Source organism: Ruegeria sp. HKCCD7181 (assembly GCF_057221055.1).
In genome coordinates, this window is the sequence record NZ_JBWVBC010000001.1 from 192,936 (window position 1) to 217,717 (window position 24,782).

The following is a 24,782-nucleotide window of genomic DNA, read 5'->3' on the forward strand; positions in this document are numbered from 1 at the left end:
CTTGAACCAATGAACAGGGGATTACGATGACGACCGCGCTTTTGACCCATGCCGATTGTCTTGAGCACGTGACCCCTCAAGGGCATCCCGAACGTGTTGCAAGGCTGGAGCATATACTGCATGCGCTGGAGGCGCTGGACCTGAAGCGCGTGACGGCGCCTCTGGCGGCAGACGATGATCTTCTGCGCATTCACCCGGAAAGTCATATCAACGACATTCGAGATGGCAGACCCACTGAAGGTTTCAAACAAATAGACGGCGATACCTTCATGTCCTCGGGTTCGGTCGAAGCTGCCTACCGCGCCGCCGGAGCGGCAGTGCGGGCGGTGGATTTGGTAATGGGGGGCGAAGCCTCCAACGCCTTTTGTGCCATTCGTCCTCCCGGACATCATGCTGAAACCGAAACTGCTATGGGCTTTTGCCTGTTTGGTAATGCCGCGCTCGCGGCAAAACACGCGCTGGATCATCATGGGCTGAGCCGCGTCGCCGTCGTTGATTTCGACGTCCATCACGGCAACGGCACGCAGGACTTGCTGTGGGATGAAAAGCGAGCTTTGGTGATTACCAGCCAGCAGATGCCGCTGTGGCCCGGTTCCGGTCGTCCGGATGAAACCGGCGCTTATGAGACGGTTCTTAATATCCCGTTGGCTCCCAACACAGGCGGGGCCGAGATGCGGGCCGCCTATGAGGCCCAAGCCTTTCCACGTTTGCGCAGCTTCAAACCAGAGCTCATTATTATCTCGGCTGGGTTTGATGCCCACCAGGATGATCCGCTGGCAAACTTGAACTGGTCGACCGGGGATTTTGCCTGGCTTACGGCAGAGCTTTGCAAGATCGCTGAAGAGGTTTGCGCAGGCCGTATCGTCTCGACTCTGGAAGGCGGGTATGATCTGAACGCACTGGCCGAGGCGACACGCGCCCATGTGGAAGAACTGATGAAGGCAGGACGATGACCGATACTCCAGTTGAGCAGATGACATTTGAACAGGCGATGAAAGAGCTTGAGGCCGTTGTGGGTCAACTGGAACGTGGCGACGTGGCACTGGACCAGTCTATCGATCTGTACGAGCGCGGCGCGAAATTGAAGAAACGCTGCGAGGAGGAGCTGAAGCGGGCCGAGGAAAAAGTGGCCGCAATCAGTCTGGACGCAGATGGTCAGCCGACCGGGACGACGCCTGTCGAAGGTCAGTAAATGTTTCGCGAAAGACTGGCCCAGGATGCGGCGCGGATTCAGGAGCAGTTTGGTCTGGTTCTGGGCGCACTGGACGATTTGGATGTAACCCGAGCGATGGCCTATGCCACTCGGGGCGGCAAGCGGCTACGTGGGTTTCTGGTGCTGGAAAGCGCTCGCCTGCACGGAATTGACGAAGCCCAGGCAATCTGGCCCGCGATCGGGATCGAGGCTTTGCATGCCTATTCGCTGATTCATGACGATCTGCCCTGTATGGATGACGATGACCTTCGACGTGGACGTCCGACAGTACACGTGAAATGGGACCAAGGCACAGCTGTGTTGGCTGGGGATGCTTTGCAAACACTGGCATTTGAAATGTGCGCGCGGCCCGAGACGGGAAATGCGGAAGTTCGCGCGGAATTGGCTCTAACACTCGCTAAAGCAAGCGGTGCGCAGGGAATGGTCCTTGGGCAGGCGTTGGACATAGCAGCGGAAACGGCCGCATCGCCGTTGACCCTGCAGCAAGTCACACAGCTTCAGGCAGGCAAAACCGGTGCGCTGATCGAATGGTCTGCTTGCACCGGAGCGCGTCTGGCGCAGGCAGACCCCGAACCTCTACGTAAATATGCGCAAGCGCTTGGCCTTGCCTTTCAAATCGCCGACGACATCTTGGATATCGAAGGCGATGCCGAAAAAGCCGGAAAACGGCTGCAAAAAGATACTAAGGCAGGAAAAGCCACTTTTGTCTCGCTTTTAGGTCTGGATGCGGCCAAAAACCGTGCGGCGGAACTGGTAGATCAGGCCTGCGCAGTGATTGATATTTATGGGGTGCAGGCTGAAACCTTGAAGGATGCCGCCCGCTTCGTTATTGCCCGGGACAGCTAAGCCGCAAGGAACGCGCTAAAGATGACCTCTGACCGCCCGCATACTCCGCTGCTGGATCTCGTGAATCGTCCTGCGGACCTCAAACAGTTCTCGGACACGCAGTTGCACCAAGTGGCAAGCGAGTTGCGGGCCGAGACGATTTCTGCCGTGTCCGTTACCGGCGGGCATCTCGGCGCGGGATTGGGGGTGGTCGAGCTGACGACGGCGCTGCACGCGGTTTTTGACACCCCGCGCGACAAGATTATTTGGGACGTTGGCCACCAATGCTATCCTCATAAAATCCTGACTGAACGGCGCGACCGAATTCGCACCCTGCGTCAAAAAGAAGGACTCAGCGGTTTCACCAAGCGCAGCGAAAGCCCCTATGACCCGTTTGGCGCGGCACATAGTTCAACTTCGATCAGCGCGGCGCTGGGCTTTGCCGTCGCCCGTGATCTGGGCGGCGTGACTCCCGAGGGGCTGGGCGACGCGATTGCCGTGATCGGCGACGGGTCGATGTCGGCTGGCATGGCGTTTGAAGCCATGAACAACGCGGGCCATCTGAAAAAGCGGCTGATCGTCATCCTGAACGACAACGAGATGAGCATCGCTCCACCCGTTGGCGCGCTATCGACCTATCTTTCGCGCATTTACGCGGAAGAACCCTTTCACGATCTGAAAGCAGCCGCTAAAGGCGCAGTCTCGCTGCTGCCCGAACCGTTTCGCGAGGGCGCCAAACGTGCCAAGGAAATGCTGAAAGGCATGGCCGTTGGCGGAACGTTGTTCGAAGAGTTGGGCTTTTCCTATATCGGCCCGATCGACGGTCACGACATGGATCAGCTGTTGCCGGTTCTGCGCACTGTCAAGGCACGGGCCACGGGTCCGATTCTGATCCACGTGCTAACGAAAAAAGGCAAGGGATACGCCCCGGCGGAGCAGGCTCGCGACAGAGGTCACGCGACTGCAAAATTCGACGTGGTGACGGGTGAGCAAAAAAAGACCCCGTCAAACGCGCCCTCCTATACCTCCATATTCGGCAAGGCGCTGGTGGATGAGGCCGCGCGGGATGACAAGATCGTAGCCGTGACCGCAGCGATGCCGGATGGAACTGGTCTGAGCCTGTTTGCGGAACGCTACCCGTCGCGTTGTTTCGATGTGGCAATTGCCGAGCAGCATGGCGTTACGTTTTCGGCTGCACTGGCTGCGGGAGGGATGAAACCCTTCTGCGCAATGTACTCAACATTCTTGCAGCGCGGCTATGATCAGGTCGTGCATGATGTGGCAATCCAGCGCTTGCCCGTTCGTTTTGCCATCGACCGCGCGGGGCTTGTTGGCGCAGATGGCGCAACCCATGCGGGATCTTTCGACATTGCTTTTATGGCAAACCTGCCAGGAATGGTCGTCATGGCCGCTGCGGATGAGGCTGAGCTGGTACATATGGTAGCCACTGCCGCGGCACATGATGAAGGCCCGATCGCCTTCCGCTATCCGCGCGGCGAAGGCGTGGGTGTTGAACTACCCGAATGTGGCGAGGTGTTGGAGATCGGCAAAGGCCGAATGATCCAGTCAGGTGCGCGGGTGGCCCTTTTGTCCTTTGGCACGCGATTGGCAGAGGTTCAGAAGGCGGCCGAAGCACTCGCGGCCCGGGGCATCACGCCAACAATCGCAGATGCTCGCTTTGCCAAACCACTGGACCACGAACTGATATTGGAACTGGCTGAAAATCACGAGGCGCTGATTACGATCGAAGAGGGTGCCATAGGCGGATTTGGCAGCCATGTTGCGAATCTTCTGGCCGAAGAAGGGATTTTCGACCAAGGGCTGAAATACCGGTCAATGGTGCTGCCCGATACGTTCATTGATCAGGCAAGTCCGGACGATATGTACGCAGTTGCGGGTATGAACGCCGAACAGATCGAGGCCAAGGTGCTTTCGATTCTGGGTGTCGCAACGATTGGCGAAAAACGTGCCTGATATGCGCCTTCCCGGAAAATTTGCATTTTGGAATCAAATTTACGCGATTTTCGTGCGAAGATTGGGGTTTAGATACTTAATAAATGATCTAGGTCAAATTCAGAATCTTCATGCTAGACTATGAGCGTGTGTAAGGGCAGGCATCTGCTGTGTCCGATTCCTCTAGGGTAGCAAGCACGTGAATCAGCTCGCCAACCGACGCGCATTTCTTAGCGGCCGAGTGCTGCGACAAGACAGGCATGCCATCCGGCCGCCTGGCGCGGATGAGCGCGGCTTTTACAACTTGTGTGAGCAGTGCGATCACTGTGTTCGGGCCTGCCCCGAAAACATCATATCCTTTGATGCACAGGGGTGGCCTGTCGTTAAATTTGACAGTGGACCCTGCACGTTCTGTGGCGACTGCGCCCAGGCTTGCCCCACAGGTGCCCTGCAGCCCGCACAGGTTACCAACTGGCCTTGGCGCGCGACCTTTTCTTCGACATGTCTGTCGAAGAACGGAGTCACTTGCCGCGTCTGTCAGGACACCTGCGAGGAAGATGCCATCAGGTTCAGGTTGCAACTTGGCGGACGCTCGGAGCCCACACTTGAAACAGACGCCTGCACCGGATGCGGTGCGTGCGCCGGGGCCTGCCCGGCCGACGCTGTCAGCTTTGCACGCCCTACCACACCCAATCCGGAGGTTGCCGAATGAACATTTGCGGCTGTCTAGTCCATGTTATGCCTGACGCCGCACTGCGCGCTCAGGAAACGATCCAGCGCGTGGACGGTGCCGAAGTCCACGCAACCTCCGAGGATGGCCGCCTGGTTGTCGTCGTGGAAGATACAGCGGATCGACTTGCGTCAGAAACCATCATGGATCTGCACCAGATCCCGGGCGTAATTTCCTTGTCGCTGACCTACCACCATTTCGAAGACCTCGCGGAGAGCCGTCCGCACCTTAACGCTACTCGCAAGATATAAAGCCGGAGACCCATGTCATGACCATCTCTGAATCCCGCCGGACCTTCCTGAAATCCACTGCTGCCGCTGCGACTGCGTCGGCAGCGGGCTTGCCGCTGGCCACAGGCCAGGCGAACGCGCAGGCCGGCTCCCCTGATATTCGCTGGGACAAAGCGCCCTGCCGGTTCTGCGGCACCGGTTGTTCGGTGCTTGTCGGCACCAAAGCGGGCCGTGTTGTTGCAACGCAAGGCGACCCGGACGCTCCGGTGAACCGGGGCCTGAACTGCATCAAGGGCTATTTCCTGTCCAAGATCATGTACGGTCAGGACCGCCTGACCACGCCGCTGCTGCGCAAGACAAACGGCGAATATGACAAGAACGGAGAATTCGAGCCCGTCAGCTGGGACGAAGCCTTTGACGTCATGGCCGCCAAATGGAAAGAGGCACTGGCCAAGAAGGGCCCAACCAGCGTCGGCATGTTTGGGTCTGGTCAGTGGACAGTCTGGGAAGGCTACGCCGCCGCCAAAATGATGAAGGCCGGGTTCCGATCCAACAATATCGACCCTAACGCGCGGCATTGCATGGCTTCAGCTGTGGTCGGCTTTATCCGTACCTTCGGCATTGACGAGCCGATGGGTTGTTATGACGACCTCGAGCACGCGGATACCTTCGTGCTGTGGGGCTCGAACATGGCCGAGATGCACCCGATCCTGTGGTCGCGCCTGACGGACACGCGCCTGACCAAACCGGGATGCGAAGTGCATGTACTGTCGACCTTCGAACACCGTTCGTTCGAGCTGGCCGACAATGGCATGATTTTTGCACCCCAAACTGACTTGGCGATCCTGAATTACATCGCCAACTACATCATTCAAAATGGCGCGGTGAACGAAGAGTTCGTAAAGAACCACGTTAACATCACCAAGACTGACACCGATATCGGCTATGGCCTGCGCGACGAAAATCAGCTGCAGCAAGAGGCCGAGAACCCGAATTCCGGCAAGCTGGAAACCATCAGCTTTGACGAATATGCCGAAGCAGTCTCGAAATACACTCTGGAATACACGGCGGAACTGTCCGGTGTGCCCGCCGACAAGCTGGAGAAGCTTGCCAAGCAATATGCTGACCCCAACCGCAAAGTGATGAGCCTGTGGACCATGGGCTTCAACCAGCACACCCGCGGATCGTGGGTAAACTCGCTGATGTACAACGTTCACCTGCTGGTGGGTAAGATTTCGGAACCGGGCAACTCGCCCTTCTCGCTGACCGGTCAGCCTTCGGCCTGTGGTACGGCACGTGAAGTTGGCACATTCGCCCACCGTCTGCCCGCCGACATGGTCGTAATGAACGACAAGCACCGCGAGATTTGCGAAACCGCATGGAACGTGCCCGCCGGCACCATTCCGGCAAAGCCCGGTTTCCACGCCGTGCTGCAGAACCGCAAACTTAAAGATGGTGACCTGAACGCCTATTGGGTGCAGTGCAACAACAACATGCAGGCCGCGCCCAACATCAACGAAGAAGGCTATCCCGGTTATCGCAACCCGGAGAACTTTATCGCGGTGTCGGACCCGTATCCCACCGTTACCACCATGTCTGCCGACCTGATCCTGCCCACTGCCATGTGGGTCGAGAAAGAAGGCGCCTATGGTAACGCCGAACGCCGCACCCAGTTCTGGCGCCAACAGGTAAAAGCACCGGGTGAGGCCAAGTCCGACCTGTGGCAGGTGATGGAATTCTCGAAACGCTTCACGGTCGAAGAGGTCTGGGGCGAAGAGCTGCTGGCCACCATGCCCGAACATCGCGGCAAGACCATGTATGACGTGCTCTTTGCTAACGGCAAAGTGGACCAGTACCCTCTTTCGGAAACCCCCGAAGGGTTCGACAACGACGAATCCGAGCATTTCGGCTTCTACGTCCAGAAGGGTCTGTTCGAGGAATATGCCGAATTCGGTCGCGGCCACGCCCACGATCTGGCACCGTTCGAAACCTACCATCAGGCGCGCGGCCTGCGCTGGCCTGTCGTGGATGGCAAGGAAACGCTCTATCGTTTCCGCGAAGGGTACGACCCTTATGTGCCAGAAGGCGCCGACGTGGCGTTCTATGGCAAGAAGGACAGCAAGGCGAATATCATCTTTGCCCCCTATGAACCTGCCGCAGAAGAGCCTGATGAGGAATACGATCTGTGGCTCTGCACAGGCCGGGTTCTGGAGCACTGGCACTCGGGCTCAATGACCCGCCGCGTGCCGGAGCTGCACCGCGCCTATCCGACCGCCGTGGTCTACATGCACCCCGAAGACGCCAGAAGTCGCGGCGTTCGCCGCGGGCAGGAGATCGTGTTGTCCACCCGCCGCGGCGAAGTGGTCAGCCGAGTCGAAACCCGGGGTCGGAACAAAGTGCCACGCGGTCTTGTCTTCATGCCATGGTTCGACGAAGGCCAGTTGACCAACAAGCTGACTTTGGATGCAACCTGCCCGCTGTCGAAAGAAACCGACTTCAAAAAATGCGCCTGCAAGGTTGAACGGGCGTAACGGACAGGCAAGGCAAAGGTAAGACCCATGTCTCTTGTCGGCACACCTCTTTCGCCGCAGCGACGCCGTTTCCTGCAGGATACGGCGCGCGTGGCGGGCGGCTGCGTAGCAGCCGGGTCATTGCTGGCCTGGCTGGCCCGCGATGCAAGGGCGTTGCCGGCCGAGGCTTTGCGTCCGCCAGGTGCCTTGCCTGAAAAGGATTTTCTGTCCGCGTGCATCCGCTGTGGTTTATGCGTGCGGGATTGTCCCTATGACACGTTGAAACTGGCCGAGCTTGGGGTGGATGCCGCAGCCACTGGCACCCCTTACTTCACCGCGCGCGACATTCCCTGTGAGATGTGTGACGACATCCCATGTGTCGCAGCCTGCCCAACAGGTGCACTGGACCCCTCGCTGGACAATATCGATGACGCAAAGATGGGTGTGGCCGTTCTGGTCGATCAGGAGAACTGCCTGAACTTCCTCGGCCTGCGCTGCGATGTTTGCTACCGCGTTTGCCCTGTCATTGACGAAGCAATCACGCTGGAAGTTGCACATAACGCACGTTCAGGCAGCCATGCGGTATTCATCCCGACTGTTCATGCTGATCGCTGCACGGGCTGCGGAATGTGTGAAAAAAGCTGTGTGCTGCCCGACGCCGCCATCAAGGTTCTTCCCAACCGTCTGGCCCGAGGCAGTGCGGCGGATCACTACCTTAAAGGCTGGGAAGAGAAAGAAGCCAAAGGTTCGCCTGTTGTCGAAGGCATCATCGACTTGCCCGATCGCCTGCCGGGTCCGGGTACGGACAATCTGGCGGCCCCCGGCGGATTCGAGCCCACATTCAAGTTACCGGAGGTCACCCAATGACCACCCGGACGCATTTGCCGATAGGGCATGAGGCCATCGAAGCAAAAGGTTGGATAGGCGCCCATCGCTATCTGCTGTTGCGGCGCGCCAGCCAGTTGTTCTTTCTGGCCCTGTTCCTGACTGGCCCGTGGTTTGGGCTCTGGATCGTGCAAGGGACATTGGCCGGGTCGCTGACCCTTGGCGTGTTACCGCTGTCCGATCCCTTCGTGTTTCTTCAAAGTCTGGTCGCCGGGCACTGGCCTGAACTGACGGCCGCCATTGGTGCAGCAATCGTGCTGGTTGCCTATGCGCTGATCGGAGGCCGGGTCTATTGCTCCTGGGTTTGCCCTATCAATCCGGTAACGGATGCGGCGCACTGGCTGCATGAGAAGCTGGGATTGCAAAAAGGCTGGCAACCCAAACGCAGCACGCGACTGTGGATCATGGCCACCGTTCTGATCGTTTCGGGCCTGACCGGCGCGATCGTGTGGGAACTGGTCAACCCGATCACCATGCTGCACCGAGGCCTGATCTTCGGTATGGGCTTCGTCTGGGCCATGGTCGGTGCGATTTTCCTATTCGATGTGTTCGTTTCCCGGCACGGCTGGTGCGGACACCTGTGCCCGGTTGGTGCCTTTTACGGACTGGTTGGCACCAAAAGCCTGCTGCGCGTCAGTGCCGCCAATCGAACTGCCTGCGACGATTGCATGGACTGCTATGCGGTCTGTCCGGAAAACCAGGTGATCTCACCGGCTTTGAAGGGCAAACCGGACAGTACTCCGTTGATTCTTTCGCCCGACTGCACCAATTGCGGTCGCTGCATAGACGTCTGCGCCGTAGACGTATTCAAATTCACCCATCGGTTCGACACTCTTCCTGTCGCGCCAACCGAACCAACCGCCGCGCCCGAGCTGGCGCCTCAAGACCTTTTTGAAGGAGTGAGAAGATGAAAAAGTCGATCCTGATGGGCCTTGCCCTGATCCCGCCGCTGCTCCTCGGTGGCCTGGCCTTAGCGCAATCCACCGGCGTTACCACACTGCGTGGCGCCGAGGTTGACGAGCCCGTCATCCTCGATCAGATCCCCCGCACTGTCGAAGGCCGGATGCAGCGCAACTATCGCCAGCAGCCGCCGCTGGTCCCGCACTCGATCGAGCAATATCAGATCGATACGCGCACCAACCAGTGCCTGTCGTGCCACGACTGGACCAAAGCAGGTGAACGTAACGCACCGACACTTTCGATGACCCATTATCTGGATCGGGACGGTGTTGAGCTGGATCATATCGCTGGCACACGGTACTTCTGTAACCAGTGTCACGTCCCGCAGGCTGACGCGCCGCCGCTGGTGGAAAACATCTTTGAACCTTCCTCCGGAAACTGAACTCAGATCTGAAAAGGAGCACGCGACATGGCCGACTCCCAAGAAAAACGTGGACCGATCCGTCGCCTCTGGGACTGGTTCTGGAGCCCTTTAGCCGCCCTGAGCGTCGGTTTTACTCTGCTTGCTGGTTTTCTGGCAGGCATCCTGTTCTGGGGCGGGTTTCACTGGACCCTGGAAATGACCAATACCGAGGAATTCTGCACCTCGTGCCACACGATGGAAACCAATCTGGGCGAATATCGTGAAACCATTCACTACAACAACCACTCAGGTGTGCGTGCAATCTGTTCCGACTGTCACGTGCCGCATGAATGGAACCACAAGATCAAGGCCAAGATCATGGCGGTCAAAGACATCTATCACGAAATGGCCGGCACGATCAGCACGCCCGAGAAATACGAAGCACACCGTCTGAGCATGGCATCGGCCGTCTGGAAAAAGATGAAGGCATCGGACAGCCGCGAGTGCCGCAACTGCCACAACTTCGACTACATGGACTTTACCACTCAAGAAGCCCGCGCTGCGTCCGAGCACCAGCGTGCAATCGATGAGAACATGACTTGTATTGATTGCCATCAGGGGATCGCCCACAGCCTGCCGCCCGGTTATCTGGAGGAATATCAAAACGTAACCGAAGCACTGAATGGGCAGTCTGGCGAAAGACTACAAGAACATGCAGCGGCATCAGGTGACGATATCCGCACATTCCTGAACAACAGCAGTAATTAAGGTGGGGGTTTGATATGCTGGATCTACTCGGAACCATCGGCGGCAACGTCCTGAGCCTGCCCGGGATTCTTGGCCTTGCACTGGGAATGATGACACGCCGGCTATGGCTGGGCGCTGCGATGGGCGGTCTCATGGGAGTGTTTGAGACACTGGTCTTTGCGGGCTGGCAATTCTCCCATGTCGAACTCGTGGAGCTGTTCATTGCCGTCGTCGTTGGCGTCTGTGCGGGAAGCCTCGGCACCGCCATTCGCCGCAAGGGTACAACGGTGTGAGGGCGAGAGTGCTACATGTGGAGCGCAACTGCGGCGGCGCCGGGGCGATTAGCTCTGGCGACCAACTGCAATAAACCGCTTTACATCCGCCGTACTCGTGCAGACAAAAATGAATGCAATCACGGCGTGTTAGTATTGGAACTGGGCGCTTTATCAGCTCGCCATACATAGTGCAGCAATCACCAACAACTGATATGGCAGTATAGGCTTGGCGAGCGAGCCAAAGACCAATGGAGATATTCACAAGATATACATAGCCATGTGCATCTAACGTGATTATCTCGCTGCCACACCAGACTTGATGCATTAGGTCATTGAGACGATTGTACCGGCAAAATGTCGCCTGAATAACTGGTAATCTATAGGTTGTAGAAATACCATAAACAAAATAGCTGCGCCTATAGGATAAAGTTTGGAAATGACTGGCTGGGCACCTTGTTGACAGTACCGCTAATGTTGCCGGCGGTATTGCATTGTGATTTGGTGTTTCTCGCATTATGACGCACCTATTCTGTACTCAAAATTAGCTCTGCACGTGAAAAAATGCCCATAAAAATCATCATCCTGAGCCTGCCGAGCGACGTTGAGCGCAGGCGTTCATGTGAAGGTGAAATTGCGCGCTTCGGGTTACAGCATGAGTTTGTCGATGCGATTTCCGGAGAGCAGCTTGAAGATTCTGAATTTCAAAGAGTCTACGACCCCGAACTTAACCGCAAGAGATTCAAGCGCCCCCTGAGTCGCAATGAAGTCGCCTGTTTTCTAGGGCATCGTCGGATTTGGAAGAAAATAGCCGATTCAAACGACCACCTGACGCTGGTTCTGGAAGATGACGCGACCTTTGTTAAGGATCCCAGACCTTTTCTCACCGCGATTTCCAAGTGCTCGGAAGATTTCGAAAACGTCATAGTCAAACTGGATGGCGTGTCGCGCAAGAACAAACAGACACTTACCTCCTTCGTTGACCAAACTCTCGTACTGTCCGACCATCTTCCGCCCAGAACGACTGGGTATACCATTGGCCGACGTGCCGCGGCGAAGTTGGCAAAGCTCGAGGCCCCTATTTCGCGTCCCATCGATGTTGACCTAAAGTTCTACTGGGAACACAAGGTGCCCATCTTGACCCTCCGGGAACAGATGATTGCGGAAAACGAGGCGCTCGGCAGCAACATAGAAAGTGTGCGTCAGAAGAACAAACCTGGCTCACCATTGCGCAGGTTCCTTCGGAATTTAGCCTTCCAAGCCAAGTACAATTTCGGTCGCTTGAGCCACCCCTTGAATCCGGACATGATCGATGGTCTGAGGCCATTGTTGAGGGGCAAGAAACCTATTCGGAATCTGCCATGAAAAAGAACCTTGTGGTTGTACGCGCCGGTAGCAGGTCATTACATCACCGGTGGCAGGAGATCGCGTATGAAGATCGTAATTACGATCTTCTGATAAGCTACTTCTCCGAAGAAGCATTTGCGAATTTTGTGCCCGAAACCGGCGTCGAAGCCGTATTGATCAAAGGCGGCAAATGGGACGGGCTATTTGAAACCCTCGCGGGTCGAGACCTGACCCGGTATGAGTATTTTTGGCTTCCAGACGACGACCTCGATATCAGTGCACAAGACGTGAACGCTTTGTTCGAGGCCATGCGCGTTTACGGATTGCGAATTGCACAGCCGTCGCTCACTCCAGACAGTTTTTTCTCTCATTTCGTATTCAGTCAGTGCCCGGGATTTGTGTTAAGGTTCACGAATTACATCGAAATCATGGCCCCATGTATGCACCGTGATATCCTTAAAACCGCGTTGCCGTTGTTTCGGAGTACAATGAGTGGATATGGTTTGGACTACATTTGGTGCCGCTGGGCGGAGGCCGGTGCGTTTCGAGCTGCCATTCTGGATGAGATCGCCATGCACCATACCCGGCCGGTTGGGAAAAACCTGAAGGTGGCCATGTCTGAAGCGGGAAATATCAGCTCAGAAGACGAAGAGGCGGTGATCAAGGAATTGTTCGATCTATCGCGGCGTACTGTACCTTTGGTATTTGCCGCAATTATGAAGGGCGGGCAGCCAGTCTCAGGTCGGGTTCAGGTGGGTTGGCGCATGTGCCGTGCATGGTTATCCATGTTATCCAGCTTTCGTAGCGCCAGCGAGGCACGGGCCGGGATATTCAAGATCGCCCGCCGTCAATTGAGCAAGCCTTTGGACATGACGACGATTTCTCTGAAACGAGAAGGTGCCTGAATGAAAGCGAGCCGGTTCTTAATGGTCGGCGCTGGATTGTCCGGTGCCGTAATCGGTCGCGAGCTCGCAGAGCAAGGGCACGAAATAACCATTGTGGATCGCCGCGACCATGTCGGCGGAAACTGCCACACGAAACGCGATGCCGAAACCGGAGTCATGGTGCACGTCTACGGGCCCCATATCTTCCATACGGATGATGAAGAAGTTTGGCAGTACGTGAACCGTTATGCCAACTTCCTTCCATACAAGAACAGGGTCAAAACCACGTCTCAGGGGCAGGTATTTTCGCTACCTGTCAACCTTCACACCATCAATCAGTTTTTCGGCAAGACCATGCGCCCCGATGAAGCATTCGAATTCATCACACGAGAGCAGGCCGACACATCCATAACAAATCCACAAAGCTTTGAAGAGCAAGCATTGCGCTTTGTCGGGCGTGATTTGTACGAAGCGTTCTTCAAAGGCTACACGATTAAGCAGTGGGGCTGCCATCCCTCTGAGCTGCCTGCATCGATCCTCAAGCGGCTTCCACTGCGTTTCAACTACGATGACAACTACTTTTTCCACAGATTCCAGGGTATGCCAGAAAACGGTTACACTGAAATGATCGCCGGAATTCTCGATCATCCGGCGATCACAGTAGAACTGAATACCGTTTTTGATCGTAGTATGGGCGCTTCCTTCGACCATGTATTCTACTCGGGTCCGCTGGATGGCTATTTTGACTACGAGTTGGGTCGCCTGGGTTACCGTACCCTTGATTTCGAACGCTTCACCTATGAAGGAGATTATCAAGGCTGCGCGGTCATGAATTATGGTGAGGAAAAGGTGCCATATACACGCATCACCGAGCACAAACATTTTGCGCCTTGGGAATCTCATGAAGGCTCGGTGTGTTATCGAGAGTATTCCCGCGCGGCTGGTCCTAACGATATTTCATATTATCCGATCCGTCAGGTAGAAGAAAAAGCGCTGCTTAGTGACTATGTCAAATTGGCCGACAAGACCCGGAACGTTACCTTTGTTGGACGTTTGGGAACATACCGTTATCTCGATATGGACGTAACAATTCGCGAGGCATTGGACACCGCGCACACCTCCTTGGTAGCGCTGGCTCAACAGCAACCCCTCAAGCCGTTCGCTGTATCCGTCCTTTAAGATGCATCTCTTGTCAGTCGTCTATTCGAAAGAGTTATGCAATGAGAGCACTGATGAGAAATCTTTTTGAACTTGGGCCACAGCAGACTGGCAAAGGAAGCGGCGTTAGCCGCGCTGCACTGGTGTAGATTTAATGTTCTCTCGGATTCAACATAATCACCATGCACGACAGATATTACAATGCCTTCTCCCATCTGTTTGCTGTTATCAATTCCATCGTCTATTGGCTGAGATGCATGAGCTGGCTTCTCGGAAGACGCAATCAAATCGCCGCACTCGACATCTGTTCTTTACGCCAACTCGAAAATGGGCTTCTTGACCGAGCGCTGGATTTTTTCTGGAGATAAGAGATGATCAAATCTGCCTGGGACAAATGGCGAAGCGGCTATATGGGCCGTCTTGTCAGTGAAAGCTTTCGCGCTCAGGGCGGGTTATACTTTGTCGCAATTGTTGCGATGATTGTTGTTGCGGCAACTACCGCCGGTTCGGCCTATATGATGGAGTATATTGTCGACGCCATGACCAGCCCCGAAATGCGAGGCTGGGCCAAGGTCATTTCCCTAAGTGTAGTTGGACTGTTCTTTCTCAAAGCGGTGGCGTCTTACATTCAGGCCGTATTTCTTGCCCGCGCTGGCAACCGGATCGTTGCTGCCCAGCAAGAGAAACTGTATCGCAAGCTGCTCAGACACGGCATTGCTTTTTTTAGCAAAAATGAATCCTCTAACCTCTTGATGCGCACAACGCACGGAGCGCAGGCCGCGCGGGGGCTGATCGACGTACTTGTTACGGGCTTTATTCGCGATGCACTGACACTTGTGGGGCTTGTCATTGTTATGGTGTACCAGCAGCCGGTTTTGTCCGTAATGTTCTTTGTTGTTGGGCCGATTGCTATGCTTGGGGTTCGCCAACTTCTGAAAAGAGTACGCTCAATCATGCAGGCCGAGTTTAAGTCCCTGGCCGAAATCATCCGGGTGCTGCAGGAAACATCGGCGGGAATAAAGGTGATCAAGGTGTTTTCGCTTGAAGACCGGATGATCACACGCATGGATACGGCTATCCACAAGGTTGAGCAGCGCTCGAACGATATTGCGAAGTTGCAATCAATCGCCAGCCCTTTGATGGAGTTTCTGGCGGGGCTGGCTGTTGCCGGAGTTCTGGTCATTAGCACCATTGGAGTAGCGGGCTCCGAGCAACCAACAGCAGGACAGTTGATGTCGTTCATTACGGCTTTGCTGATGGCGTACGAACCCGCAAAACGGCTTTCTCGGATGCGCGTTCAAATCGAAACATTCATGGTTGGCGTCAGCCTGTTGTTCGGTCTGCTGGACGAAGAAGACACTATGCAGGAAAGTCCTGACTCTCATGATCTGCTTGAAGGTCCGGGCGAGATCAAACTGCGCAATCTCAGCTTTGGATATCAAGGTTCCATATCTGTGATCGAAGATATGAACGTGACCTTTGAGGCGGGTAAAACTACGGCATTGGTGGGGCAATCCGGCGGTGGAAAATCTACCATTTTTGGATTGATCATGCGATTCTACGATCCTGACCGGGGGAGTGTCGAAATTGACGGCCAGGACCTCAGGGGGGTCAGTTTTTCATCGTTACGCCGCAAGATTTCCTATGTCGGACAAGACACGTTTCTGTTTTCGACCTCTGTAATGGATAACCTGCGTTGTTCCGCACCGGACGCCACTGACGAAGAAGTCATAGCAGCGGCAAAAGCTGCTCACGCACACGGATTCATTAGTGAGTTACCTAATGGGTATGAGACACAGGTAGGTGAGAACGGAATATTTTTGTCCGGAGGGCAAAAACAACGGGTGGCAATCGCCCGGGCCATCCTGCGCAAGGCCGAGATTCTTTTGCTGGATGAAGCGACCAGCGCCCTCGATGCGGAATCGGAATCTTTGGTAAAAGAAGCACTGGACGCATTGACCAAAGAGATGACCGTACTTGTGATAGCTCATCGCCTCTCCACCGTGTTGGAGGCGGATAAAATCGTGGTTATTCAGGACGGCGCAGTTGTCGAGCAAGGAAATTTAAACGAACTTTTGGAAAGTGGCGGCAATTTCAAAAAACTGTTCGACCAACAATTCAAGACCCACGAAACGGGATAGTGCAGCGCTTCAGGTCGGGCTACAATCTCAAAGTTCACAGACTGCCGTTCTTGACCAGGTATTCTGCAATTTCTCCCATCGGGAGAGTATACGGTGAATCGTTTCTACCCGGACACCCAGGTTTCGCTGGTAAAGTCGAATAATTTGAGACCAAAGAAACACTTGAGGCGGCAAGCTTTATAGTACCCGCGAAGTAGCTCAAGGTTAACGGTCGACGACACCAGAATGACGCAACTAATAGGGGTTGACTATTGCCCTACCAGACCGGAAAAGTCCCCCTGAATTGAGCAATAGTTTGCGTGAAATATTCCTTAGTCAGGATTGCTCTCAGTTGAAGTCCGTTCATATTCACGGAGTTGAGAAATGCATCTGAACCCTTTTTTGTATGAGTTGATCCAGACAGAGGGGGTTCCCAAGCCGGACATAGACGTTCCACTGCGCGAACAATACGGGCAGCTAGCCGAGGACGTGATTGTAGATTCACTCCTGTCAGCTTGGGCCGTGCGCACCGGATCGAACCTGAAGTCACTGAGATACCTTGAGATCGGCGGAAATCATCCTTTTGCGACAAGCGCAACATTTCTTCTAAGCCGTAAGCAAAGGATGCACGGCGTCATCGTCGAAGCAAATGACGACCTGATCGGGCCTCTGCGCACCGCAAGGCCCAACGATACTATTGTTAATTGCGCGATCACCCCGGAAGATCGTGACAAAATTGAGTTCTATATCTCCAATCAATCCGAGCTGAGTTCACTGGATCGGCGTTTTGTCGAAGAATGGCAAGATGGCAAGGTTGGGATAGCCGATGTACGTATTGTTCCAGCTATGCGCGTCAACACACTTGTCGAACAGCACTTTGAAGATGAGGCTCCGGTATTTCTAGCAGTTGACGTCGAGGGTCTGGATCTACAGATATTGCAGGATTTTGACTGGAACAGATGGCGCCCAGTGGTTGTTCAGGTCGAACCCTCCGACCACCACGTGGCAGGTACATCCGACGCCATGATCGAATTTATGGCCAGTCAGAGATATATCTTGGCGGCCCGCACCGATATCAATCTAGTCTTCGTGGACAGGGCAACAATTACCTCACCCGCGAAGGAAACCAAAGCGAAGCGGGCAGAAAAGCCGACTTCAATCTATGGCAAGAATTGCTCGGTCGGCATCGTCACGCGAACGAAGGATCGCGCGGTTTTGTTGCGACGCGCACTGGAAAGTGTAAAGAACCAGACATATCCGAATTGGCAACTGGTCGTTGTTAACGACGGAGGCGCGCCCGAACCAGTCAACGAGTTGGTCGCAGCCATTCTGGGTGACGATGAGCGCGTTCAAGTTTTGCATCACGAAACCTCCAAGGGTATGGAAGCTGCGAGCAACGCTGGCCTGCTGAGGTTGGATACCGATTTGGCGGTGATCCACGACGATGATGACAGCTGGGCGCCTGATATGCTGACTGTGGCAATTGGTGTCCTGCGGAAGCAGAACACCATGTTCCCGACCGTAAGGGGCGTTGTATCGCGCATAAACTGGGTTCGCGAAACCGTGGTGGGTAATCACGTCAGAATCGAAGACATTAAGCCCTGGCAACGAGGTGATAAGGATGAACTTCAGGAGGGATTGATCGACTTGTCCCGTATGCTGGTTAAAAACCAGTATCCGCCCATTGGCTTCATTTTCGATCTACAGGTTTGTCGAGAACTTGGAATGTTCGACGAAACTCTTCCAGTGCTAGGCGACTGGGATTTCCATCAGCGTTTTTGCATGGCACATGATGTTTGGGTCCACCCAGAGGCGCTGGCGTTCTATCATCATCGCCAAAATGCCACCGGAGCTCTGGGTAATACTGTCATAGCCGGCAGATCCAAACACCTCCTCTACAATACTTACCTCCGCAACCGCTGGCTAAGGGAAGCCGCGCAGGATCAAAACGTGCAGGCCCCGCTTGCAATTCTGTTGAGAGAACAGGGCCTTGAATTTGACAAGATGGAAATGCGCCCGATGGGAGCATCGGACGCAGCACCATCTGTAAGAAATTTTGATGAGCCCAAGAAGAAGAAAACCGGCTTGGCCAAGTTTCTTTCGGATCTGAATTATCGAAGAAAAGCATTGAGGTTCAAACAGTGACGAACTCTGGAACAACACAGGATTTTCCCGCGGGATCGAGTGTCGTTTCTTTTGATATCTTCGATACGCTGTTGCACAGGCTGACCAAGGCACCAGTTGACGTGTTCGAAATGGTGAGACTGCGCGCGTTCGAGGACGAGCGAAGTCTGTACCACCATGATCTGCTTGATAATTTCGCAATATCGCGCTGGCAAGCCGAGAGTGACGCGCGACATCACCGGATACAAAAACATGGCGGCGAAGGCGAAATCACCTTTGACGAGATCTATGAGCAATGGGTTCGAGACAACGAAGCACCTCAAGAGATCGCGGAATGGCTAAAGGCGCTGGAACTTGATTGCGAAAGACGCGTTTTTTATGTCTCCGCAGAGGGCCTGGAACTGTATTCAAAGGCTTTGTCCGAAGGAAAGAAAATTGCGTTCCTAAGCGACATGTATCTTCCTTCCGACTGGCTTACGGACAGGCTGGTTGACTTGGGGTACGAGCAGGCAAAAACACATCCAATCTACGTTTCTGGCGAAGTACGTCTGTCAAAACACTCGGGTGCACTCTATACGCACGTTGCCGAGGCCGAGGGTTGGTCACGTGACTCAAGCTGGCTGCATGTTGGTGACAATCGTCATGCCGATGTTAAGCAAGCACGCGCATCAGGGTTAAACGCACTTCATGCGACCTGGCCGAGCGTAAACAACATTCGCACCGAACGCTGTCAGGAATTTTCTGGCGACTTCATCTACTCTCTCATCGAAGGTTTGTCGCTGCCTCAGGCAACCCGACGCTTGCCGCAAGATCCACTTGAACGGATCGGCTATTTGGTCTGGGGACCAATGCTGTTTGGCTACGTATGCTGGCTAATGACGCAGTTGAAGGAAAAGAACATCGACCGGGCGCTCTTTGTGGCGCGGGATGGTTGGCTGATGAAGCGGCTCTATGAAATGTGCAACGAAGTATCGGCCGTGCCTGGCGTTGAATCAGAGTATTTCTTTATGTCACGCAAAACTGGGTACAAGACAGGGACGCGTGATTGGGATCCAGTTCGGGCGTGGAACTATATCGGCGGTAAGACAGACCAGAACGCTGAACGTGCCTTTTTCGCAGCGAACTTGAATCCGCGTGACTACCAGGCAATGCTGAAAGATCGCGGGATTTCCGACCTCAAGGAACCACTAAACACCAGTCAGCGTGAAAGCTTGTTTAATATATTGAATGAGCTGCATTCCGATGTGTTGAGAAAATCCGTGGAAACGCGCGCCAGCTATGGATGCTATTATGATCGCCCTTTAAAAGATTCTGATCGTATCGCGCTGATCGATATTGGTTGGGTCGGCAATCTGCAGAGGTGCTTTTCCCACTCTTTGTCCGACCCGACAGCATATGAAAGAGTCGAAGGTTTCTACGTAAGCTTGCATCGGGATTTTGTGCACCCAAATCAAAACTTGGGATTGCCAATGCAAGGGTGGCTGAACGGTTCTGGCCGATATGACGAATTCAACACGGCACTGCTTTCGGGCGGGGTCGAGTTGATGGAATTTGTACTGACGGCTGATCACGGGTCTACAATCGATCTGAAGCGAGAAGGGGATCAGGTTTCGCCTGTATTTGAGACCCAGGGAGAACAGGAGCAGGAGCATCAGCGCATGGCGGCAAAGGCGCAAGCCGGCGTGATCAAGTTCGTCGAGGACTACCGCTTCCTGCTGGAGATGTTCTCGCCCGCCACGCTCTCAACACCGATATGGGCAGAGTTTTTCCTGGAGATGACCATGAACCCGTCGGCGGAGCAAATAGAGCACCTCGCGGAGATTACTCATTCTGACTCGCCGGGTGGCAATGTTGATCGGATTGTACTTGCGCCTAAGCTACCCGTGGCTGATGCACGCAACAGAAGAAAAAGAAACAGAGCCCGAGAACAGGCGTATTGGAAGGCTGCATTTGACATCAGGAACTCCTGATTGCGTTCGGCCAAATTGCTGCGCCAAAGCATGATTTGCCCAGCAGTGCCTTGAATCAATTGCGAAGTCCCAATTTGAAGCGTTTTTTTCTACGCAGGCCAATCGACTGCGCCACACTGGCCGCCGAGAAAACTAGCCAGCCTAATTAGAGCTTTCAAAACTCAACCATCAAATCAACTCGTCAGTCGCCGTATTTTGCAACTGGTTTCAGCTGTGCTATGGCGTGGAGCCGTATGGCGAATCCGGGCCCGCGCCCATGGTCAGCGCAGCCAAAAAAAAGATGACGGAACGGCAAAAATCCAGAGTGTTGCGCAAGTTCGACAAACTTTGGACAAATTGTGCCGGCACTTCAGAAAGTTACTTGTTATCAGTTTGATACGACTGATAGCCAAGTGGAAATCGGACCGTGACGCTGAAGACAGAATCGAGAATTTCCAAAGATAATAACGTCTAATCGTGTGGACGGTCTGAACGAAGGGCAATTTTTGTTTCTCATGAGACTTATTAACAAATAAGGACGTAACGACTGTGGTTGTCTACAACAACGATCAGATTGCCGATTACTTAGTCTATGCACCAACGGGATTCGAAAGGAAATGGGAATCCAAAAACATCTCAGTCAATTACGACGGTGTCGCTCCTTATGTTCAGCACCTCGTTTCAACGGCACTCGACACATGGTCGAGCGTTACAGGCCTGAACTTTTACAAAGTAGGCTCATCGGCGCAGATCACCTTCGACGATAATGACACCGGAGCCTACGCGCAGCCTTATTATGGGTCATCGGACGCGTCAGCGCTGTATTTTTCAGCCCAACACGTAAATGTCGGCAAAGATTGGATTGCGTACTACGGAACTGGATACGATAGCTATTCTCACCAAACTTATCTGCACGAAGTTGGTCATGCCATTGGGCTTTGGCACGCCGGAGACTACAACGGCAGCGCGACATATGGTGTTGACAACCACTATGACAACGACAGTTGGCAAGCTTCCATCATGTCGTATTTCTCGCAGCACGAAAACACCAGTGTGAACGCGTCATACGCTCACGTCATTACCCCAATGATCGCCGATATCCTTGCGGTCTGGCAACTCTATGGAGAGCCCAACGACATCCGTACCAATAATACAAGATACGGGTACGACTCCAACGCCGGGGGTGTTTATGACAAGATCACGGCTGTCGGAGGCCAGGTCGCATTTACTATCGTTGACGATGGCGGCGTGGATACGATCGACTTTTACTACGACCACTCAAACCAACGCGTTGATCTGAAGGGTGAAAGCTATTCCGATGTTTTTGGTCTGATCGGAAACATGGCCATCATGCGCGGAACAGACATTGAGAATTACATTGCCGGGCAGGGAAATGATACTGTCTATGGCAACGGTCAGAATAACTATATCCGCGGCAGCGGGGGCCACGACAAGGTTTTTGGGCTGACCGGCAACGACGCCTTACACGGCGGCACCGGGAACGATACTGTTGTCGGCGGTCTTGGCAACGACGACCTGTTCGGAAATCAAGGCACCGATACCCTGGCGGGTGGTAGCGGGACAGACAAACTGTGGGGCGGGAACGGCAATGATGTCCTTTGGGGTGATGCAGGAAATGACACTCTACGCGGAGGCCATGATAACGATATTCTCAAAGGCGGAAACGGAAATGACACCCTGTTCGGTGATGGCGGGGCTGACCTTCTGATTGGAGGAGTCGGCAAAGACTTTCTGCGCGGATGGACAGGATCCGATAAGATTTGGGGTGACGACGGAGACGACAATCTGCGCGGTGGCCAAAACAACGACCTTCTCGTCGGAGGCAAAGGCAAGGATACCGCGTACGGGGATCACGGTAACGATAGGGTTGTTGGAGGTGACGGAAACGATTTTCTGTCAGGAGGGACAGGGTCAGACCGGATATGGGGCGGTGCCGACAATGACATCTTGCAGGGGGGTGACGGAAACGACTTCCTTTACGGTGAAGCCGGCAACGACGTTCTGGTCGGGGGTCTAGGAAATGACAATCTGTCCGGCGGGTTTGGTGCCGATACGTTCGTCTTCGCAGATAATTTCGGAACTGATCACATCACTGATTTCACGCTAGGAGAAGACATTATCCGATTGGACGGTATTGTTCAGGATTTCGCAGAGCTTCAAATCAGCTCGACAGCTACGGGCGCTTTGATAGACACCGGATCTGGAACAATTCATTTGGATGGAATTTCAGCACTGGATATCACGTTAGACGACATCCAGTTCATCTAGTTACCCGCGATAGACCTACATTGCACGGTCAGGTTTCCCGCCGGGCTGAGCTATCAGATGCAACTGAACTCGGAATTCAAGCCTTGTCCGGTATCCGGGCCGGGCTTGATTTGTTTCCAGCCGGTCGCGTTATGGCGCACATCTGGTTCAGCGCAACTGGGCGGATCAAGACGGTCGTAATAGCTTTGATCCTAAATTCATTGGATAATTGAACCTTTTGTGGGATAGAGAACATCCCATCCCCGGTTCCACAAAAGGTCATACCTCATTGTTCCCGCCCCACCCCCAAATCACTCATTTTTCAGTGGATGTTTTTGGAACACTTGTCTTTCGGCTCACAAAAACACCGACCGATGTTTTTGTCGGCATGGAGGGCGATTCAGATGTGGGCAAGATCACTGAGGACTTTGCGGATTACCGTATTCAAGCCGAAAAACTCGCCAGGCGCCTTGCCGCCAACGCCGGTAGGGACGAAATCACCCTGAACGAAATCTACGACAATTTCCGTCTGTTGGTGCGCTGCAGCGAGGCAGAAAAAAAATTACTCATGAGCAAGGAAGTCGCCGCTGAGAAACGCGCGACAAAACTGTCGGTTTTCGGGCGCAATTTCTTGGACCACGTCGAATCGACCGGCGGGCGTTATGTCATCACATCTGACACCTACCTTCCCGCAACGGTCATAGAGGAGCTCCTTAACAACGCCGGTGTCACAGGGTACGAAAAGCTGTTTCTTTCCAGCGAGACACAAAAAACCAAACGCCAGGGAAATGCCTTTGACCTCGCTGCAAGTCATTTCAAGGCACGACCAGCCGAAATTATGCACATCGGGAGCAATTGGCGTGATGACATTCAAATACCTGGACGCATGAACTTCGCGACCCATTACGTTATACCGAGAGAATGCACCCAAGACCGCAAAAAAGCTGCAGTTGAAGGAACGTTCCTTCGGCATGGGAAACATCCCTTGACACAGGCATTCGCGGCGCAATTCCTAGAAGAGGAGTGCTCAGATCTCGAAAGCGCCGACATCAGCCACTTTAGTGAAGATAAGTATTTTGAAGCAATTGGAGCTACTGTCCTCGCACCATTTGTAACCGCTTTTTGTGTTTGGCTGTCCGACAATGCGAGCAGACATAATATCCAACATCTCGCTTTCCTGGCACGAGATGGGAAATTCATAAAAAGAGTGTTCGACCTTTTGCACCCACATGGTTGGTCAACGACATACGTGGCGGCATCGCGACGCATGACAACGTTGCCCTCCACTGCTTTGGATTCTAGGACAATAGCGAACTTTTTTCATAGGACACTGGAAGGCTCAAAGACAATCTCCGAGTTTCTTTTCAAGTCGAGGACGTCCCAATCATTAAAGACTCATTTTCAAGACTTGGGATTTGACCTCAACGCAACCCTCACTCGAAAAACACGGAAAGCGTTTCTTCGCGCTCTTTCAGAAAGCTCTGAACCTCTTCAACGCAGTTTTCTTCCCGAGTTGCAAACCATTAAGGACTATTATGACGAAACTTTCCCGTCTGAACAATTAAACGGTCTGATCGACTTGGGGTGGCGCGGTAGTCTTCAAGACTCAATCGAAGAATGCTTGATGGGGAACCAAAATGTCATTGGTTTCTACGTCGGAACAAGCGAGGACGCAATTGACATCCTCGAGTGTAAGGAACGCAAGCACGAGGCCTTTTTGTGTCGAAATGGGTTGAATACATATCAAGCGAAAATGCTGGACCGCTACCGGGATCTGATAGAGTTTCTTTTTTCAGCCGACCACGGCAGCTTATACTCCGTTTCTCCTAAAGAAGACCAGTTCACTTGGCTCAAGTATGAAATATCTGCCTCGGAACGCACCACAATGGATTTAGCTCGACACATACAAAACGGGGCTTATCGTGCGATCGAAGGACTCCTGGAAAAACTGCCGTACGAAGAAATCAGAGAACTAAGCAAAAAATATGATGCCGGTGATTTCTGGGATTTCATGGAGAACCCATCGAAGCAGGATGCGCACCGATTCCGCAACATCCGGGTCTTTTCGGGAGTTGGGGATGATATCGGCGAAAGCCTGACAATGATTGGCGAACGAAGCTCTCACTACAATAACCTGAAGCGTAGCTCATGGCCGGAGGCTTACGTAACCACACTTGGAAAACTCGGGCGGGCGCGAGTGAATTTCTTCAGAAGACGAAAGAACTTACCCGAAATCTGAACCCTGCTTAGATTTGTGCGCAATA

20 protein-coding genes are annotated in these 24,782 nt (G+C 53.9%); all 20 read left to right on the forward strand.

Annotated features, from left to right (window positions below; translation table 11 throughout):
• The first annotated feature begins 26 nt into the window (after nucleotides 1-26).
• The 20 genes from AC2TCY_RS01010 to AC2TCY_RS01105 all read left to right on the forward strand — a co-directional run bounded on the left by AC2TCY_RS01010 (nucleotide 27) and on the right by AC2TCY_RS01105 (nucleotide 24,757).
• On the forward strand, nucleotides 27-953 hold the full coding sequence (locus AC2TCY_RS01010) for a histone deacetylase family protein (RefSeq protein WP_480844889.1): 927 nt from the start codon (nucleotides 27-29) through the stop codon (nucleotides 951-953).
• Nucleotides 950-1,192 carry an exodeoxyribonuclease VII small subunit gene (locus AC2TCY_RS01015; protein WP_480844890.1) on the forward strand — a complete coding sequence of 81 codons (243 nt, stop codon included), beginning with the start codon at nucleotides 950-952 and terminating at the stop codon, nucleotides 1,190-1,192. Before AC2TCY_RS01010 ends, AC2TCY_RS01015 begins: the two co-directional genes overlap by 4 nt.
• Nucleotides 1,193-2,059, forward strand: coding sequence for a polyprenyl synthetase family protein (locus tag AC2TCY_RS01020; RefSeq protein ID WP_480844891.1), 867 nt, complete (start codon nucleotides 1,193-1,195; stop codon nucleotides 2,057-2,059). It begins immediately after the preceding gene.
• 21 nt (nucleotides 2,060-2,080) lie between these two features.
• Nucleotides 2,081-4,012: a 1-deoxy-D-xylulose-5-phosphate synthase gene (gene dxs / locus AC2TCY_RS01025; protein ID WP_480844892.1), complete on the forward strand. Its 1,932-nt coding sequence runs from the start codon at nucleotides 2,081-2,083 to the stop codon at nucleotides 4,010-4,012.
• 220 nt (nucleotides 4,013-4,232) lie between these two features.
• Nucleotides 4,233-4,703 carry a ferredoxin-type protein NapF gene (gene napF / locus AC2TCY_RS01030; RefSeq protein WP_480845476.1) on the forward strand — a complete coding sequence of 157 codons (471 nt, stop codon included), beginning with the start codon at nucleotides 4,233-4,235 and terminating at the stop codon, nucleotides 4,701-4,703.
• Nucleotides 4,700-4,972, forward strand: a complete 273-nt coding sequence (locus tag AC2TCY_RS01035; RefSeq protein ID WP_480844893.1) for a chaperone NapD — start codon at nucleotides 4,700-4,702, stop codon at nucleotides 4,970-4,972. Before napF ends, AC2TCY_RS01035 begins: the two co-directional genes overlap by 4 nt.
• A gap of 17 nt (nucleotides 4,973-4,989) precedes the next feature.
• Nucleotides 4,990-7,482, forward strand: coding sequence for a nitrate reductase catalytic subunit NapA (gene napA / locus AC2TCY_RS01040; RefSeq protein ID WP_480844894.1), 2,493 nt, complete (start codon nucleotides 4,990-4,992; stop codon nucleotides 7,480-7,482).
• 27 nt (nucleotides 7,483-7,509) lie between these two features.
• Entirely contained in the window at nucleotides 7,510-8,328 is an 819-nt protein-coding gene (napG, locus tag AC2TCY_RS01045) for a ferredoxin-type protein NapG (protein WP_480844896.1), read from the forward strand.
• Entirely contained in the window at nucleotides 8,325-9,257 is a 933-nt protein-coding gene (napH, locus tag AC2TCY_RS01050; protein ID WP_480844898.1) for a quinol dehydrogenase ferredoxin subunit NapH, read from the forward strand. The genes napG and napH overlap by 4 nt, the downstream gene beginning before the upstream one ends.
• Nucleotides 9,254-9,688 (forward strand): nitrate reductase cytochrome c-type subunit, encoded by a 435-nt coding sequence (locus tag AC2TCY_RS01055; protein ID WP_480844899.1) that lies wholly within the window; start codon nucleotides 9,254-9,256, stop codon nucleotides 9,686-9,688. The genes napH and AC2TCY_RS01055 overlap by 4 nt, the downstream gene beginning before the upstream one ends.
• A gap of 27 nt (nucleotides 9,689-9,715) precedes the next feature.
• Nucleotides 9,716-10,417, forward strand: coding sequence for a NapC/NirT family cytochrome c (locus tag AC2TCY_RS01060; protein WP_480844900.1), 702 nt, complete (start codon nucleotides 9,716-9,718; stop codon nucleotides 10,415-10,417).
• A 14-nt stretch (nucleotides 10,418-10,431) separates the two neighbouring features.
• Nucleotides 10,432-10,689, forward strand: coding sequence for a hypothetical protein (locus tag AC2TCY_RS01065; protein ID WP_480844901.1), 258 nt, complete (start codon nucleotides 10,432-10,434; stop codon nucleotides 10,687-10,689).
• A 543-nt stretch (nucleotides 10,690-11,232) separates the two neighbouring features.
• Nucleotides 11,233-12,033: a glycosyltransferase family 25 protein gene (locus tag AC2TCY_RS01070; RefSeq protein WP_480844902.1), complete on the forward strand. Its 801-nt coding sequence runs from the start codon at nucleotides 11,233-11,235 to the stop codon at nucleotides 12,031-12,033.
• Nucleotides 12,030-12,920: a hypothetical protein gene (locus tag AC2TCY_RS01075; protein WP_480844903.1), complete on the forward strand. Its 891-nt coding sequence runs from the start codon at nucleotides 12,030-12,032 to the stop codon at nucleotides 12,918-12,920. The genes AC2TCY_RS01070 and AC2TCY_RS01075 overlap by 4 nt, the downstream gene beginning before the upstream one ends.
• Nucleotides 12,921-14,078: a UDP-galactopyranose mutase gene (gene glf / locus AC2TCY_RS01080; protein ID WP_480844904.1), complete on the forward strand. Its 1,158-nt coding sequence runs from the start codon at nucleotides 12,921-12,923 to the stop codon at nucleotides 14,076-14,078.
• 350 nt (nucleotides 14,079-14,428) lie between these two features.
• Nucleotides 14,429-16,198: an ABC transporter ATP-binding protein gene (locus AC2TCY_RS01085; RefSeq protein ID WP_480844905.1), complete on the forward strand. Its 1,770-nt coding sequence runs from the start codon at nucleotides 14,429-14,431 to the stop codon at nucleotides 16,196-16,198.
• 363 nt (nucleotides 16,199-16,561) lie between these two features.
• Nucleotides 16,562-18,322 (forward strand): glycosyltransferase, encoded by a 1,761-nt coding sequence (locus AC2TCY_RS01090; RefSeq protein WP_480844906.1) that lies wholly within the window; start codon nucleotides 16,562-16,564, stop codon nucleotides 18,320-18,322.
• On the forward strand, nucleotides 18,319-20,271 hold the full coding sequence (locus tag AC2TCY_RS01095; RefSeq protein WP_480844907.1) for an HAD family hydrolase: 1,953 nt from the start codon (nucleotides 18,319-18,321) through the stop codon (nucleotides 20,269-20,271). The genes AC2TCY_RS01090 and AC2TCY_RS01095 overlap by 4 nt, the downstream gene beginning before the upstream one ends.
• 528 nt (nucleotides 20,272-20,799) lie before the next feature.
• Nucleotides 20,800-22,539, forward strand: a complete 1,740-nt coding sequence (locus tag AC2TCY_RS01100) for a M10 family metallopeptidase C-terminal domain-containing protein (RefSeq protein ID WP_480844909.1) — start codon at nucleotides 20,800-20,802, stop codon at nucleotides 22,537-22,539.
• A gap of 268 nt (nucleotides 22,540-22,807) precedes the next feature.
• Nucleotides 22,808-24,757, forward strand: a complete 1,950-nt coding sequence (locus AC2TCY_RS01105; RefSeq protein WP_480844910.1) for a hypothetical protein — start codon at nucleotides 22,808-22,810, stop codon at nucleotides 24,755-24,757.
• Nucleotides 24,758-24,782: the final 25 nt, after the last annotated feature.

Excerpts from the sequence above, each read along its gene's own strand:
- glf (WP_480844904.1), top strand. The coding sequence starts at position 12,921 with ATGAAAGCGAGCCGGTTCTTAATGGTCGGCGCTGGATTGTCCGGTGCC.
- AC2TCY_RS01035 (WP_480844893.1), top strand. The coding sequence starts at position 4,700 with ATGAACATTTGCGGCTGTCTAGTCCATGTTATGCCTGACGCCGCACTG.
- AC2TCY_RS01085 (WP_480844905.1), top strand. The coding sequence starts at position 14,429 with ATGATCAAATCTGCCTGGGACAAATGGCGAAGCGGCTATATGGGCCGT.
- AC2TCY_RS01055 (WP_480844899.1), top strand. The coding sequence starts at position 9,254 with ATGAAAAAGTCGATCCTGATGGGCCTTGCCCTGATCCCGCCGCTGCTC.
- AC2TCY_RS01090 (WP_480844906.1), top strand. The coding sequence starts at position 16,562 with ATGCATCTGAACCCTTTTTTGTATGAGTTGATCCAGACAGAGGGGGTT.
- AC2TCY_RS01010 (WP_480844889.1), top strand. The coding sequence starts at position 27 with ATGACGACCGCGCTTTTGACCCATGCCGATTGTCTTGAGCACGTGACC.
- AC2TCY_RS01020 (WP_480844891.1), top strand. The coding sequence starts at position 1,193 with ATGTTTCGCGAAAGACTGGCCCAGGATGCGGCGCGGATTCAGGAGCAG.
- AC2TCY_RS01065 (WP_480844901.1), top strand. The coding sequence starts at position 10,432 with ATGCTGGATCTACTCGGAACCATCGGCGGCAACGTCCTGAGCCTGCCC.
- AC2TCY_RS01075 (WP_480844903.1), top strand. The coding sequence starts at position 12,030 with ATGAAAAAGAACCTTGTGGTTGTACGCGCCGGTAGCAGGTCATTACAT.
- AC2TCY_RS01060 (WP_480844900.1), top strand. The coding sequence starts at position 9,716 with ATGGCCGACTCCCAAGAAAAACGTGGACCGATCCGTCGCCTCTGGGAC.
- napH (WP_480844898.1), top strand. The coding sequence starts at position 8,325 with ATGACCACCCGGACGCATTTGCCGATAGGGCATGAGGCCATCGAAGCA.
- dxs (WP_480844892.1), top strand. The coding sequence starts at position 2,081 with ATGACCTCTGACCGCCCGCATACTCCGCTGCTGGATCTCGTGAATCGT.
- napA (WP_480844894.1), top strand. The coding sequence starts at position 4,990 with ATGACCATCTCTGAATCCCGCCGGACCTTCCTGAAATCCACTGCTGCC.
- napG (WP_480844896.1), top strand. The coding sequence starts at position 7,510 with ATGTCTCTTGTCGGCACACCTCTTTCGCCGCAGCGACGCCGTTTCCTG.
- AC2TCY_RS01015 (WP_480844890.1), top strand. The coding sequence starts at position 950 with ATGACCGATACTCCAGTTGAGCAGATGACATTTGAACAGGCGATGAAA.
- AC2TCY_RS01070 (WP_480844902.1), top strand. The coding sequence starts at position 11,233 with ATGCCCATAAAAATCATCATCCTGAGCCTGCCGAGCGACGTTGAGCGC.